15 protein-coding genes and 1 tRNA gene are annotated in these 13,245 nt (G+C 65.8%); 12 read left to right on the forward strand and 4 right to left on the reverse strand.

Translation table 11 applies throughout. From position 1 onward, the window contains the following. The 3 genes from AC4NN3_RS11220 to AC4NN3_RS11230 are packed head-to-tail and all read left to right on the forward strand — an operon-like array spanning position 1 to position 3,164. Positions 1-1,020: a Gfo/Idh/MocA family protein gene (locus AC4NN3_RS11220; protein ID WP_491927179.1), complete on the forward strand. Its 1,020-nt coding sequence runs from the start codon at positions 1-3 to the stop codon at positions 1,018-1,020. Further along, a complete protein-coding gene (locus tag AC4NN3_RS11225) occupies positions 1,017-2,102 on the forward strand; it encodes a Gfo/Idh/MocA family protein (RefSeq protein WP_491927180.1) in 1,086 nt (361 codons plus the stop codon). The genes AC4NN3_RS11220 and AC4NN3_RS11225 overlap by 4 nt, the downstream gene beginning before the upstream one ends. 9 nt (positions 2,103-2,111) lie before the next feature. After that, complete coding sequence (locus AC4NN3_RS11230; RefSeq protein ID WP_491927181.1) at positions 2,112-3,164, forward strand: ABC transporter ATP-binding protein; 1,053 nt, start codon at positions 2,112-2,114, stop codon at positions 3,162-3,164. A gap of 80 nt (positions 3,165-3,244) precedes the next feature. Here the strand turns inward: AC4NN3_RS11230 and AC4NN3_RS11235 are convergent, their stop codons facing one another. Beyond that, positions 3,245-3,496 (reverse strand): DUF2188 domain-containing protein, encoded by a 252-nt coding sequence (locus tag AC4NN3_RS11235; protein ID WP_491927182.1) that lies wholly within the window; start codon positions 3,494-3,496, stop codon positions 3,245-3,247. Between the two features lie 108 nt (positions 3,497-3,604). Between AC4NN3_RS11235 and AC4NN3_RS11240 the strand changes: the two genes are divergently transcribed. Then, positions 3,605-4,717: an FAD-dependent oxidoreductase gene (locus AC4NN3_RS11240; RefSeq protein ID WP_491927183.1), complete on the forward strand. Its 1,113-nt coding sequence runs from the start codon at positions 3,605-3,607 to the stop codon at positions 4,715-4,717. Between the two features lie 73 nt (positions 4,718-4,790). Continuing rightward, entirely contained in the window at positions 4,791-5,720 is a 930-nt protein-coding gene (locus AC4NN3_RS11245; RefSeq protein WP_491927184.1) for an aldo/keto reductase, read from the forward strand. Positions 5,721-5,742: 22 nt separating this feature from the next. On the opposite strand, the gene AC4NN3_RS11250 is transcribed toward AC4NN3_RS11245, so the two are convergent. Beyond that, positions 5,743-6,078, reverse strand: coding sequence for a YciI family protein (locus AC4NN3_RS11250; RefSeq protein WP_491927185.1), 336 nt, complete (start codon positions 6,076-6,078; stop codon positions 5,743-5,745). Between the two features lie 214 nt (positions 6,079-6,292). Here AC4NN3_RS11250 and AC4NN3_RS11255 point away from each other — a divergent pair, with 214 nt between their 5' ends. Continuing rightward, positions 6,293-7,150, forward strand: a complete 858-nt coding sequence (locus tag AC4NN3_RS11255) for a division plane positioning ATPase MipZ (protein WP_491927186.1) — start codon at positions 6,293-6,295, stop codon at positions 7,148-7,150. Between the two features lie 104 nt (positions 7,151-7,254). Here AC4NN3_RS11255 and AC4NN3_RS11260 read toward each other — a convergent pair. Then, a tRNA-Gly gene (locus AC4NN3_RS11260) sits at positions 7,255-7,329 on the reverse strand. A 200-nt stretch (positions 7,330-7,529) separates the two neighbouring features. On the opposite strand from AC4NN3_RS11260, the gene trxA reads away from it, so the two are divergent. From trxA to AC4NN3_RS11280, 4 genes are read left to right on the forward strand one after another with little or no spacing between them, the layout of a single operon-like run. Further along, positions 7,530-8,477 carry a thioredoxin gene (trxA, locus tag AC4NN3_RS11265; protein ID WP_491927187.1) on the forward strand — a complete coding sequence of 316 codons (948 nt, stop codon included), beginning with the start codon at positions 7,530-7,532 and terminating at the stop codon, positions 8,475-8,477. 12 nt (positions 8,478-8,489) lie between these two features. Continuing rightward, positions 8,490-9,158 carry an LON peptidase substrate-binding domain-containing protein gene (locus tag AC4NN3_RS11270; RefSeq protein ID WP_491927188.1) on the forward strand — a complete coding sequence of 223 codons (669 nt, stop codon included), beginning with the start codon at positions 8,490-8,492 and terminating at the stop codon, positions 9,156-9,158. Further along, positions 9,158-9,409: a Trm112 family protein gene (locus AC4NN3_RS11275; protein WP_491927189.1), complete on the forward strand. Its 252-nt coding sequence runs from the start codon at positions 9,158-9,160 to the stop codon at positions 9,407-9,409. Before AC4NN3_RS11270 ends, AC4NN3_RS11275 begins: the two co-directional genes overlap by 1 nt. Then, positions 9,399-9,806, forward strand: coding sequence for an ACT domain-containing protein (locus AC4NN3_RS11280; RefSeq protein ID WP_491927190.1), 408 nt, complete (start codon positions 9,399-9,401; stop codon positions 9,804-9,806). Before AC4NN3_RS11275 ends, AC4NN3_RS11280 begins: the two co-directional genes overlap by 11 nt. On the opposite strand, the gene AC4NN3_RS11285 is transcribed toward AC4NN3_RS11280, so the two are convergent. Beyond that, positions 9,803-11,023: an FAD-dependent oxidoreductase gene (locus AC4NN3_RS11285; RefSeq protein WP_491927191.1), complete on the reverse strand. Its 1,221-nt coding sequence runs from the start codon at positions 11,021-11,023 to the stop codon at positions 9,803-9,805. The genes AC4NN3_RS11280 and AC4NN3_RS11285 overlap by 4 nt on opposite strands. A 361-nt stretch (positions 11,024-11,384) precedes the next feature. On the opposite strand from AC4NN3_RS11285, the gene AC4NN3_RS11290 reads away from it, so the two are divergent. Both AC4NN3_RS11290 and AC4NN3_RS11295 read left to right on the forward strand, forming a co-directional pair. Beyond that, positions 11,385-11,723, forward strand: coding sequence for a P-II family nitrogen regulator (locus AC4NN3_RS11290; RefSeq protein WP_193337601.1), 339 nt, complete (start codon positions 11,385-11,387; stop codon positions 11,721-11,723). Between the two features lie 19 nt (positions 11,724-11,742). Then, entirely contained in the window at positions 11,743-13,113 is a 1,371-nt protein-coding gene (locus AC4NN3_RS11295; RefSeq protein WP_491927192.1) for an ammonium transporter, read from the forward strand. Positions 13,114-13,245 lie beyond the last annotated feature (132 nt).

Genomic DNA, 13,245 nt, shown 5'->3' on the forward strand with positions numbered 1-13,245 from the left:
ATGACCGATATCAAGTTTGCCGCCATCGGCATCAACCACAGCCACATCTATGGTCAGGTGGAATGCCTCAAGCGCGCCGGCGCCCAATTCGTCGCCTTCCACGCCGTGGAAGACGACCTGGCCGCAGCCTTCGCCGAGAAGTTTCCCGAGGCAAGGCGCGTTGCCGAAGCCCGCGAAATCCTCGAGGATCCCTCGATTGCGGTCATCACCACGGCGGCCATTCCGGCCGATCGCGCCGCCATTTCCATCGCCGCCATGCGCCATGGCAAGGACGTGCTCTCCGACAAGCCGGGCATGACCACCTTTGCCCAGCTCGCCGAGATCAAGCAGGTCCAGGCTGAAACCGGTCGCATCTATTCGGTGATCTATTCCGAGCATTTCGAGGTGCGGGCCACCGTCGAGGCCGGCAACCTGATCGCCCAGGGCGCCATCGGCCAGGTGATCAACACGGTGGGTCTCGGCCCGCACGCCATCCGCAACAACCAGCGTCCCGACTGGTTCTTCGAGCGCGCCCGCTATGGCGGCATTCTCTGCGATATCGGCAGCCACCAGTTCGAGCAGTTCCTGTTCTTCTCGGGCGCCATGGATGCCGAGATCACCTCGGCCAGCGTCGCCAACCGCGCCCATCCCGACCGGCCCGGCCTGCAGGATGTCGGCGACGTGCACATGAAGACCGCCACAACCTCGGGCTATGTCCGCGTCGACTGGTTCACCCCTTCCGGCCTGCCCACCTGGGGCGACGGGCGCCTCACCATCCTGGGCACCGAGGGCTATATCGAGCTGCGCAAATATATCGATATTGCCGGCCATCCCGGCGAGAACCACCTGTTCATCGTCAACCAGGACGGCCCGCGCCATATCGACTGTTCCAATGTCGACCTGCCCTTCGGCCGCCAGTTCCTCGACGACGTGCGCAACCGCACGGAAACCGCCATGCCGCAGGAACGCTGCTTTAACGCCATGAAACTGGCGCTGACGGCGCAGGAAATGGCCGAACGCGGCACGGAGTGGGCACAATGAGCCAGATCTTCAAGGTTGCCATCGTCGGCGTCGGCATCGGCCGCAGCCATCTGGTGGAGGGCTATCTGCCCAATGGCGACAAGTTCAAGGTGGTCGCGCTCTGCGACCTCAATGCCGAGCGCATGGGTGCCGTGGCCGACGAGTTCGGCATCGAGCGCCGCGTCGCCAGCTATGACGACCTGCTGGCCATGGACGACATCGACATCATCGATGTCTGCACCCCGCCCATGCTGCACCACCCCATGGTGATCGCCGCGCTCAAGGCCGGCAAGCACGTGATCTGCGAAAAGCCGCTGGTCGGCTCGCTCGCCCAGGTCGACGAGGTCATGGCCCAGGAAAAGCTCTCCAAGGGCAAGCTGATGCCGGTCTTCCAGTATCGCTTCGGCGACGGCATCGAGCAGGCCAAGGCCATCATCGATGCCGGCATTGCCGGCAAGCCCTATACCGGGACGGTGGAAACTTTCTGGCGCCGCGACGCCGATTATTATGCCGTCCCCTGGCGCGGCAAATGGGCCACCGAGCTCGGCGGCGTGCTGATGGGCCACGCCATCCATCCCCATGACATCTTCACCTATCTGATGGGCGACATTGCCCGCGTCTTCGGTCGCGTCGCCACCCGCGTCAACCCGATCGAGGTCGAGGACACCATCTCCGCCTCCTTGGTGATGCAGAACGGCGCGCTGGCCAGCCTGACCGCCACGCTGGGTGCCGCCGACGACACCACCCGCATTCGCCTGGCTTTCGAGAATGTCATGATCGAAAGCGATCACGCGGCCTATAATCCGGGCGAAAAGCTCTGGAAGATCCAGCCGCGCAACCCGGAGACCAAGGCGAAGATCGACGCCCTGCTGGCCAACTGGCAGCACGTCCCCTCGCGCTTCCAGACCCAGATGGCGCGCTTCCACGCCGCGCTGACCGGCACGGCGCCGCTGCCCGTATCGAGCGCGGATTCGCGGCGCTCGCTTGAACTGGTCACGGCCTTCTACCATTCTTCGGCGACCGGCGAGGACGTCGTCCTGCCGCTCGGTCCAAGCCATCCCCTCTACCAGAGCTGGGTCCCGGCCCAGTTCCGGACCCCATAGGAGTTCGCCATGGCGACCAACATCGCGCTGAACAAGATCGTCAAGTCCTATGGCGACATCCCGGTCATCCACGGCATTGATCTGACCATCAATCCTGGCGAATTCACCGTCTTCGTCGGGCCGTCGGGCTGTGGCAAGTCGACCTTGCTGCGCATGATCGCCGGCCTTGAGCCGATCACCGGCGGCGACCTGCTGATCGATGGCGAGCGCATGAACGACGTGCCCGCGGCCAAGCGCGGCATCGCCATGGTGTTTCAGTCCTATGCGCTTTACCCGCATATGAATGTCTACCAGAACCTGGCCTTCGGGCTGGAAACCGCCAAGATGCCCAAGGCCGAGATTGAGCAGCGCGTCGCCAAGGCCGCGGATATCCTCAAGATCGAGCCGCTGCTCAAGCGCAAGCCCAAGCAGCTCTCGGGCGGCCAGCGCCAGCGCGTGGCCATCGGCCGCGCCATCGTGCGCGAGCCGCGCATCTTCCTGTTCGACGAACCGCTGAGCAATCTCGACGCCGAACTGCGCGTGCAGATGCGCGTCGAGATCGCCAAGCTGCACAAGGATCTGGGTAACACCATGATCTATGTGACGCATGATCAGGTGGAGGCCATGACCATGGCCGACAAGATCGTCGTATTGCGGGCCGGCGTCATCGAGCAGACCGGCGCGCCGCTCGACCTCTACAACAAGCCCAGGAACCTGTTCGTGGCCGGCTTCATCGGTTCGCCCAAGATGAATTTTCTGACCACGACCGCCGAGGGCGCTACGCTCAATGTGGCGGGTGGCAGCCTGACGCTGGATCGCCCGGTCACCGGCGCCACCACGCTGGGCGTGCGCCCCGAGCACATTACCCTGACCCCCGGCAGCGGCACCAAGCTGGCCGATGTCCGCGTCGACCTGGTGGAAAACCTGGGCGGCCAGACGGTGGTCTATGCCACCACCCTGGACAATCAGCCCATCAATATCGTGCTGGAAGGCCAGAGTCCGGTGACGCTGGGCTCGACCGTCTCGGCCCATATCGACCCGGCCCGACTGCACCTGTTCAACGCGGCAGGCGACGCCATCTAGACTTCGTCTGCCTGAGGCAAAGGCAAATAAAAGGGCAGGCCATCGGCTTGCCCTTTTTCATGTCGTGCCGCTGGGGCTTGTCAGTCCTTGAGGTCGTCCTCGACCTCGGTTTCCGGCCGGTCGCCACCATCGGCCATTTCCTCGTGCCAGGTGCCGCTGCGGTCCTGGTACTGGATGGCCTCGTCCTGCCCGCCCAGCTGCTGGCGCTGTGCCGCAGCGGCGGCGGCATCGTGGGCGGCCTGATGGGTGGGGAAGGTTTCGGAGAATACATCCCCGACCTTGTAGGCGAAGCCGCCATCATGCTCGACAATGTCATAGGTTACGTGGGCCATCATATTCTCCTTGTGGGGGGAGCAACCCGGCTGCGGCCCGGAAGTTGCCTGGCTTGTACACTTGTGGCTGCATACTACATGGTGCCTGAACCACCGGGAGCCAAGTGCGTGCCACTAGACAGTCCCGCCATCCGCGCCGCGCTCAAGCTCGACATCGTCGTCATCGGCGCCGGGCAGGCAGGCCTCAGCACCGCCTATCACCTCAAACAGGCGGGCCTGGTGCCCGGGCGCGACTTTATCGTGCTTGATGCCGCCCCCAGGCCGGGCGGCGCCTGGCAATATCGCTGGCCCTCGCTGACGCTCTCCACCGTCAACCGTGTGCATGACCTGCCCGGCATGAGCTTTGCCGACAGCGCCGGGGGTGATGCCAGCGTCCAGGCCGCCATTGCCGTGCCGACCTATTTTGCCGCCTATGAAAGCCATTTCGACCTGCAGGTGCTGCGCCCGGCTAGCGTTGGCGTCGTCTGCAATCGCGGCACCCGCCTGCGCGTCGAAACCGACCGCGGCCTGTTCTCGACCCGCGGCCTCGTCAATGCCACCGGCACCTGGGAAAAGCCCTTCATTCCTGATTATCCCGGCGCCGCCAGCTTTGCCGGCCGTCAGCTGCACACGAGGGATTACAAGAGCGCCACCGACTTTGCCGGCCAGCACGTGCTGGTGGTGGGCGCCGGCATTTCGGCCATCCAGCTGCTCGACGAAATTTCCCGCGTCACCACCACCAGCTGGGTCAGCCGTACCCCGCCGCATTTCCGGGACGGCAGTTTCACCCCCGAAGACGGCCGCGCCGCCGTCAAGCTGGTCGAGGACCGGGTGCGCCAGGGCTTGCCGCCCGGCTCGGTGGTGTCGGTCACCGGCCTGCCGCGCAGCCCGGCCATTGAGGCCATGGCAGCGCGCGGCGTGCTCAACAACCAGCCCATGTTCGAGACCATCACCCCCAAAGGCGTGCGCTGGGCAGACGGCAGCACGCTCGACGTCGATGTGATCCTCTGGTGTACCGGCTTTCGCAGCGCCCTCGACCACCTGGCGCCGCTGCAGCTGCGCGAGGCTTCGGGCGGCATCACCATGACCGGGCGGCTGGCCACCCAGGTGGCGGCCGATCCGCGCATTCACCTGGTCGGCTACGGCCCCTCCGCCTCCACCATCGGCGCCAACCGCGCCGGCGCTGCCGCGGCAAGGGAGCTGCTGGATCATCTGGCGGCCAGCCCGCTGGTGACTGGCTGACATGGCCAAGCCCGGTCGGGGCTGCTAGCCTGCCGCCACCCATCCTGCCCTCTGAATTCGGAATATTGTCCCCGTGAAAACCTATACAATACCCCATACCGACCGCGCGGTTTCCAGCGTCGTGCTGGGCCTGATGCGCATCGTCAAGATGAGCGATGCCGAGGTGCAGGCGCTGGTCGGCGCGGCACGTGACGCCGGCATCACTGTTTTTGACCATGCCGATATCTATGGCGGCGCCCGCCATGCCTGCGAGGCCCGTTTCGGCGAGGCCATCCAGTTCCTGGCGGCCGAGCGCGACCAGGTGTTCATCCAGTCCAAGGCCGGCATTCGCCCCGGCTTCTTCGATTTTTCGGCCGAGCATATCCTCAATTCCGTAGACGGCTCGCTCAAGGCGCTGGGGACCGACTATCTCGACCTGCTGCTGCTGCATCGGCCCGATACCCTGGTGGAGCCCGAGGAAGTGGCCGCAGCGTTCGACACGCTCTTTGCCGCCGGCAAGGTGCGCCATTTCGGCGTCTCCAACCAGACCCCCGGCCAGATCGACCTGCTCAAGACCGCGGTCACCCAGCCGCTGGTGGCCAACCAGGTCCAGCTCTCCATCACCCATGCGCCGCTCTTTGCCCAGGGCGTGGCCGCCAATATGGCCGGCCTCGACCAGTCGATTTCCCGCGACAATGGCCTGCTGGAATATTCCCGCATCAACAAGATGATGCTGCAGGCCTGGTCGCCGTTCCAGAAGGGCTTTTTCGATGGCGTCTTCCTGGGCGACCGCGAGAACTTCGCCGAGCTCAACGACGCCCTGGATGAACTGGCGGCCCAGTATGGCGTCACCCCGACCGGCATTGCCGTGGCCTGGATCACCCGGCACCCCGCCAATATCCAGGTCGTGCTGGGCACCACCAATCCCGGCCGGGTCACCGAGTCGGCTGCCGGCGCCGATGTGACGCTGACGCGGCCGGAATGGTACCGCCTGTTCACCGCCGCCGGCCACAAGCTGCCCTAGGCCCTTTGGGCGGGCGCCGCGCTCAGTAGAACGGGCGCACCTCGACCGGGGCGCGGCAGGCCACGGCAGCCTTGCGGCCCCAGTCGAGGGCCGCGTCGAGATCGGCGACGTCGAGCACCCAGAGGCCGCCAATATGTTCCTTGGCCTCGCTATAGGGCCCGTCGGTGATCACCGTGTCACCGGCGGCACTGGCGCGCAGCGATCTGGCGCGACGTGCCGGCTGCAGGCCGCCCACGAAGGTTCGCACGCCTGCCGCGACCATGTCGCGGTTGAGCGCATCGATATCGGCGGTCATGGCCGCAGATTCGCGGGAGTCGTCATAGTCATCGGGACGGTAGATGGCGACAAGGTACTGCATGGCAAATCCTCCTCAAACTGGCCCAGCCCCCGGCCGGCCGAGCCTCTGATCTGACGACGAATGAGTTGTGCCCGCGCCGACAGAGGTGCCACCGTGACGGCAAACGGTCGAAAACCCCGCCACGATCCGGTTGAGCAGGTCCGCCTTAGGGCTTTGTTAACCATGACGCCACTTGATGGAGGAGGGCACCAGCGCCTGATTTGGAGAGACCGACATGAGCCAGACCGGCGCGCATATCATTGCCGTGGGCAATGAAAAGGGTGGCTCGGGCAAGTCGACCACGGCGCTGCACCTGGCCGTCTACCTGCTGCACCAGGGCCATCGCGTCGCCACCATGGACGTCGACAGCCGGCAGCAGACGCTGACCCGCTATATCCGCAACCGCCGCACCACCATCGAGGCCAGCGGCCGCCCTATCCCCATGCCCAAGCATGCGCACCTGCCGACCGCCTGGGGCGATTCGATCCGCGAGAACCAGGTCATCGAGCGCGACATGTTCACCAAGGCCGTGGCCGGCCTGCGCGACGAGGTCGACTATATCGTCATCGACACGCCCGGCTTTGACGGCAATCTGGCGCGGCTGGCGCATGGCCTTGCCGATACGCTGGTCACGCCGGTCAATGACAGCATGATTGATCTGGACGTGCTGGCCCGGGTGGATCCGGTAACCGGCGAGCCCATCGAGACCAGCCCCTATTCGCGCAATGTGCAAAAGGCCCGCGCCGAGCGCCTCGCCGCCACCGGCGCCGGCATCGACTGGGTCCTGGTGCGCAACCGCATTTCCAACCTCGGCTCGCGCAATGCCAGCCAGGTGCAGACCACGATCGAGCGCGTCGCCGCTAAGCTCGGCTGCCGGGTGGCCGACGGCATTGCCGAGCGCGTCATCTTCCGCTCGCTGTTTCCCATCGGCATGACCGTGTTCGACCCGCTCGAGGCCGACCTGTTGGGCGGCGCGCCCTCGATGAGCCACGTCAATGCGCGCCAGGAATATCGCAGCCTCGTCGCCGCGCTGCGCCTGCCGTTGCCGGTCCAGTCCAGCAGCGTGGCCGAGCCGGCGCGACGCTCGGCCTGATTGGGGTCTGCGCAGCGCCGGGCAGGGCGCTGGCCCGGAATGACGAAAGGCCGGACATTGCTGTCCGGCCTTTTCATCGTGTCTTCCCTTGCGAGGGGGAAGATTGGAGCGGGCGATGGGATTCGAACCCACGACCCTAACCTTGGCAAGGTTATGCTCTACCCCTGAGCTACACCCGCACTCCATTGTCTGCGACTGGTCTTGTTCGCCGCCGACGCGGGCCTATATGCCTAAAGGTGACCCCGATTGCAACCCACATTTTGACCGAAGCGTCATCTTCATGTCGGCTTGTGGATTGGGGGGCTTGTCACATCCCGGTTCGCGGGCGCAAGAAGGGCTCCGAACTTCCAGATTTCGCCTAGCTGCAAGGGCCTTTTTGATGTCCACCCCGATGATCGACCTCGCTTCTGCTCCCGCCAATGCCGTCCCGGCCGGGCTGATCAAGGAATCCAGCGACGCGGCCTTTAAGGCCGACGTCATCGATGCCTCGCTCGACCAGCCTGTGCTGGTCGATTTCTGGGCGCCCTGGTGCGGCCCCTGCCGCCAGCTCACGCCGGCCCTTGAAAAGGTCGTCAACGAGAAGGCCGGCGCGATCAAGCTGATCAAGATCAATATAGACGAGCATCCCCAGATTGCCGGTCAGCTCGGCGTGCAGTCCATCCCGGCCGTCTTTGCCTTTGCCGGCGGCCGACCGGTCGATGGCTTCATGGGCGCCATGCCAGAAGCCGAAGTACGCCGCTTTGCCGACAAGGTCATCGCCGGCGCCCCACCCCGCGCCCCCGATACCGGTTCGATCGACGCCCAGATCGCCGAGGCCCTGACGGCCGCCAGCGCCGCCCTCGCGGCCGGCGACCTGGGCACCGCCGCCCAGGTCTTCGGCATGATCATCCAGCACCAGCCCGACCATGTTGCGGCCCTGGTGGGCCTGACCCAGGTCTATCTGGCGGCCAGCGAGGCCGAACAGGCCCAGGCCACGCTTGACCTCGTGCCCGAGGTCGAGCGCAAGGGCGACGCTTATCTCAGCGCGCTCAATTCCATCAAGCTATTGGCCGAAGCCGCCAATCTCAGCGATACATCTGCGCTTGAGGCCGCCCTGCTGGCCGATCCGGACGATCATCAGGCCCGCTTCGACCTGGCGCTGGCGCTCAATGCCGATGGAAGGCGTCTCGAGGCGGCCGAGGCTCTGGTCGCCATAGTCAAGCGCGACCGTACCTGGAACGAGGATGGCGCGCGGGCCAAGTTGCTCGACTTCTTCACCGCCTGGGGTCCCAAGGACCCTGCCACCGCCAAGGGCCGCCGCCTGCTCTCGGCCGCCCTGTTTTCGTGAGGCTCAATCTGCATGCTGAGGCGCCCCGCCACTCCCGCTGACCTGCCCAAATCGGTGCCGCTGTTCCCGCTCTCGGGTGCGCTGCTGCTGCCCTTTTCGCATCGCCCGCTCAATGTGTTCGAGCCGCGCTATGTCGACATGGTCGACGCCGCCCTGCGCGGCGACCGGCTGATCGGCCTGATCCAGCCCGAGGACACCACCGAGGAAAGCCCGCGCGGCCGCGATCCGCTGCAGTCGGTCGGTTGCCTCGGCCGCATCACCCATTTCGAGGACAGCGCCGAGGGGCGCTATTTCATCATTCTCGAAGGGGTGACGCGCTTCCGCCTGCTGCATGAGCTGACCGTCATGACGCCCTATCGCCAGGGCATGATCGACGCCAGCGCCTATGCCACCGACTTCACCCGCGATTTCGGCGAGGATGCGGTGGACCGCGAGCGCTTCGTCAAGTTGATGCGCGACTATGCCGAATTCGCCAATATCGAGCTCAACTGGGAAGAGATCGAGCGCACCGGCACGGCCGAGCTGGTCAATTTCTGCTGCATGGTGGGCCCCTATGATCCGGCCGACAAGCAGGCTTTGCTCGAGGCGCCGACGCTGGAGCAGCGCGCCGAAACCCTCATTGCCATGACCGAATATGAAATGGCCCGGGGCAGCGGTGGCAGCGCGCCGCCGCTCAACTGATGGCCACCTTGCCCGAAGCCGATCCGCGCCACGTCGTCGACGTCAAGACGCTCGAAATGCTGGTCTGTCCGCTGACCAAGACCAGGCTGACCCTGTCCTCGGACCGCCAGACGTTGATCTCGGTAGCGGCCCGCTTGGCCTTTCCCATTGTGCGTGGCGTGCCGCTGCTCAGCCTGGATGAAGCCAGCAGCGTCGATCCCGATGCCTTGCGCCGCCTGCCCGATTTCGAGTCGCGGCAAGATGGGCGGTGAAACCGATCTGGCGGCACTGCTGAGCGGGCTCGACCCGGTGCTGCATGCAGTGCCCTATGGCTTTGCCCTGATCCCGCCCGGGCAGGCCCTTCCGGCCGGGCTGGCGCCCTTTGCCCTGATTCGCGAAACCGAGGGGCTGACCGTGATCGGCACACTTGATGATCTGGCTTCCGCCGGCATCACCCCGGTCAGCCAGTGGGCGCGCATCACCATGATGGTGCATTCCGCGCTTGAGGCCGTGGGCATGACCGCCGCCATGGCCGGCGCGCTGGCGCAGGCCGGCATCGCCGCCAATGTGGTGGCCGCCATTCATCACGATCATCTCTTCGTGCCCTGGCCCCGCCGCCATGACGCCGTGGTGGCGCTGCAGGCGCTCGGCGGCAAGTCTGCGCGCTAGATCGGCAGGCCGCTGAGCAGGCGCGGCCCGCCCGGCGCTACGCCGGCAGCGGCGCGGATCAGCGCCGTTTTGACCGGGCCGGCCCGATCGACCAGGCCCAGCCCGAAATCGCGCAGCGCCCGCACGGGCGCCACATCATTGGAAAACAGCCGGTTGAGCCCGTCGGTCATCGCCGCCATGCTGGCGGTATCGAGCCGCCGCCAGGCCTGGTAGCGCTCCAGCACATCGTCGCTGCCATGGTCGAGCCCCAGCCGGACCGCCTCGATCACCACTTCGGCCAGCGCCGCAACATCCTTGAGGCCCAGATTGAGTCCCTGGCCGGAAATCGGATGCACGACATGGGCAGCGTCGCCCACCAGCGCCAGGCGCGGCGCCACAAAGGCGCGCGCCAGCTGCAGCCGGAGCGGAAAGCCCGTCAGCTTTTCCTCCACCGTGACGGTGCCCAGCGTCGCGCCCATGGCCACTTCGATTTCCCGGGCCAGGGCGTCATTGTCGAGGCCGAGATAACGGGCTGCCGCATCGCGCGTTTCGGTCCAGACCAGCGACGAGCGGTTGCCCGGCAGCGGCAGGCTGGCAAAGGGGCCGGCCGGCCGGAAATGCTCATAGGCCACGCCGTCATGGGGCAGGGCATGGGCGATCGTGGTGACGAGGCCCGTCTGGCCATAATCGTGCCCGGTGACGCCGATCCCGGCCATGGCCCGCAGCGGCGACTGGCTGCCATCGGCACCCACCAGCAGCGGCGCCCGCAGCACCCTGCCATCGGCCAGCACCAGCTGCGCCAGATCGCCCGAACTGGAATAGCTGGCCACCTCGGCCGGGGCGATGATGGTCACGCTATCGCCCAGCCCGTCCAGCAGCGCCTGCGCGCTCACCTTGTTGGGCACCATATGGGCAAAGGCCTCGCCGGGCGCCACCGCGCCCTCAAAGGTCAGGAACAGCGGGCGGGCGATATCGTCCGCGCCCGAATCGGTGATCCGCATGGCCGTGATGGGCTGTGACTCCGCCAGCATGGCCGGCCAGACGCCCAGGGCCTCGAACACCCGGCGCACACCGGCCGCAATGGCCGAGGCACGATTGTCGCGTGGCACGGCGAGCGGGCGTCGATCCACCAGCGCCACGCTGATGCCGCGGGCCGACTGGGTCAGCGCCAGCGCCAGCGTCAGGCCGACATGCCCGCCGCCCACGATGATGACGTCAAAACGATCCTGGTCTGCCATTCCGGCCTCCGTCTCTGCCCCTCGAGCCCTACGCCCATCTCGCCACGCTGCCAAGCTGGCGATCTGCCACAGCCGTGCGCCCGGTGGCAGCTGAAGCGCCTGTCATACCTGGGCGCGCAGAGGAATCCCGTTGTCACGTTTGGCCGCTCCCTGGCCCGGCCAAACGTGGCGAAAATGTGCACAGACAATCGCCGCCCTGCTTAAATACTAGGCAAAAACTTGGGGCAATTTGCGGCGGTGGTCGTCCTCATTCTGTAAACCATTGGAAATGCTTGGAATTCATCCCCGCCGGCCAGTTGGCACGGCGCTTGAGTCTATTGGACCATTCCAGACCATGCACAAAGCTGCAAAGGGGGCACACGTGAAACTGGTTATTGCCATCATCAAGCCATCCCGCCTCGAAGAGGTCCGCCAGGCGCTGACCTCGCTCGACGTCCACGGCATGACCGTGACCGAGGTCAAGGGTTACGGCCGCCAAAAGGGGCACTCGGAAATCTATCGCGGCACCGAATATGCCGTGCATTTCCTGCCCAAGCTCAAGCTCGAGATCGCCGTCGATGATTCCATCGCCGACGAGGTCTCCAACGCCATCCGCGACAGCGCCCAGACCGGCCGCATCGGCGATGGCAAGATTTTCGTGCTCGACCTGCTGGCCGTCACCCGCATTCGCACCGGTGAAACCGGCGCGGCCGCCCTGTAAGCGTCATCGGAGAACCAAGATGAAGACGTCAAAAATCCTCGGGGGCACCGCACTGGCCTCCCTCCTGCTGGCGCTGCCAGCCTTTGCCCAGGACGCTGCCGCGCCAGCGGTCGAAGCCGCCGTTGAAGCTGCCGCCATTGTCGACAAGGGTGACGTGGCCTGGATGCTGATTTCCACCATGGTCGTGATCGTCATGACCGTGCCGGGCCTGGCCCTGTTCTATGGCGGCCTCGTCCGCTCCAAGAACGTGCTGTCGACCCTGACCCAGGTCTTCCTGGGTTTCTGCATGATCTCGATCCTCTGGGTAGCCTATGGCTATTCGCTGGCCTTTGCCGGCCCGACCGAAGGCGGTCTTTCGGCCTTTGTCGGCGATTTCTCCAAGTTCTTCCTGTCGGGCGTGACCCTCGATTCGCGCGCAGCGACCTTCTCGGCCGGGTTCGAACTGCCCGAAATGGTGTTCGTCGCCTTCCAGATGACCTTTGCCTGCATCACCTCGACCCTCATCGTCGGCGCCATTGCCGAACGCATGAAGTTCGGCGCGCTGATGGCGTTCCTCGCCATCTGGTTTACCTTCTCCTACATCCCCATGGCCCACATGGTCTGGGCCGGCCCCGGCCTGCTCTATGGCCTGGGCGCCTATGACTTCGCCGGCGGCACCGTCGTGCATATCAACTCCGGTGTGGCCGCGCTGGTCGCTGCCATGGTGCTTGGGCCGCGCCTGGGCTATCTGCGCGAGCCTATCGCGCCGCATAACCTGGTCTGGACCTATGTCGGTGCCGGCCTGCTGTGGTTTGGCTGGTTCGGCTTCAATGCCGGCTCCAACCTTGAAGCCAATGCCCTGACCGCCGTTGCCCTGATCAATACCGTGCTGGCCCCGGCTGCCGGTGCGCTGGCCTGGGCGATCGGTGAAAAGGTCACCCGCGGTCACTCCTCGACCCTGGGTGCCGTTTCCGGCGCTGTCGCCGGCCTCGTGGCCATCACCCCGGCTGCCGGCTTTGCCGGCATCGGTGGCGCCATCGTGCTCGGCGCCATTGCCGGCGTGGTCTGCCTGTGGGCTGTGGTCAACCTCAAGCCCCTGCTCAAGTATGACGACAGCCTCGACGTGTTCGGCATCCATGGCGTGGGTGGCATTGTCGGTGCCCTGGGCACCGCCATCGTCGCTGCCCCCGGCTTCGGCGGCTATCCGCTGGGTGATGCGGCCGAATACTCGATCGGCGGCCAGTTCATGATCCAGCTCACCGCCGTCGGCATTGCCGTGGTGTGGTCCGGTGTCGTGGCTCTGGTGGCCATGTTCATCGTCAAGGCCATCTTCGGCGGCGCCCGCGTCCCCGAATCGGCCGAAAGCGATGGCCTCGATCTCTCCAGCCATGGCGAACGCGCCTATAACTAAGCTGACCCTGACCCGGTGGCGTCTGCGCCACCGGGTCAACCTGGCCACCGGTTGAGCGTGGCGTGCGGCTCGTGTCCCTCTTGGCCCGCCACAGAGGCTTCCCACTCGCAAACTGCACGGGCTGCACTCCCC

This window comes from Devosia sp. MDV22-iso42 (assembly GCF_058629155.1).

Coding starts and splice junctions, on each gene's coding strand:
- AC4NN3_RS11220 (WP_491927179.1), top strand. CDS start 1: ATGACCGATATCAAGTTTGCCGCCATCGGCATCAACCACAGCCACATC.
- AC4NN3_RS11225 (WP_491927180.1), top strand. CDS start 1,017: ATGAGCCAGATCTTCAAGGTTGCCATCGTCGGCGTCGGCATCGGCCGC.
- AC4NN3_RS11230 (WP_491927181.1), top strand. CDS start 2,112: ATGGCGACCAACATCGCGCTGAACAAGATCGTCAAGTCCTATGGCGAC.
- AC4NN3_RS11235 (WP_491927182.1), bottom strand. CDS start 3,496: ATGGCCCACGTAACCTATGACATTGTCGAGCATGATGGCGGCTTCGCC.
- AC4NN3_RS11250 (WP_491927185.1), bottom strand. CDS start 6,078: ATGCAGTACCTTGTCGCCATCTACCGTCCCGATGACTATGACGACTCC.
- AC4NN3_RS11255 (WP_491927186.1), top strand. CDS start 6,293: ATGAGCCAGACCGGCGCGCATATCATTGCCGTGGGCAATGAAAAGGGT.
- trxA (WP_491927187.1), top strand. CDS start 7,530: ATGTCCACCCCGATGATCGACCTCGCTTCTGCTCCCGCCAATGCCGTC.
- AC4NN3_RS11270 (WP_491927188.1), top strand. CDS start 8,490: ATGCTGAGGCGCCCCGCCACTCCCGCTGACCTGCCCAAATCGGTGCCG.
- AC4NN3_RS11275 (WP_491927189.1), top strand. CDS start 9,158: ATGGCCACCTTGCCCGAAGCCGATCCGCGCCACGTCGTCGACGTCAAG.
- AC4NN3_RS11280 (WP_491927190.1), top strand. CDS start 9,399: ATGGGCGGTGAAACCGATCTGGCGGCACTGCTGAGCGGGCTCGACCCG.
- AC4NN3_RS11285 (WP_491927191.1), bottom strand. CDS start 11,023: ATGGCAGACCAGGATCGTTTTGACGTCATCATCGTGGGCGGCGGGCAT.
- AC4NN3_RS11295 (WP_491927192.1), top strand. CDS start 11,743: ATGAAGACGTCAAAAATCCTCGGGGGCACCGCACTGGCCTCCCTCCTG.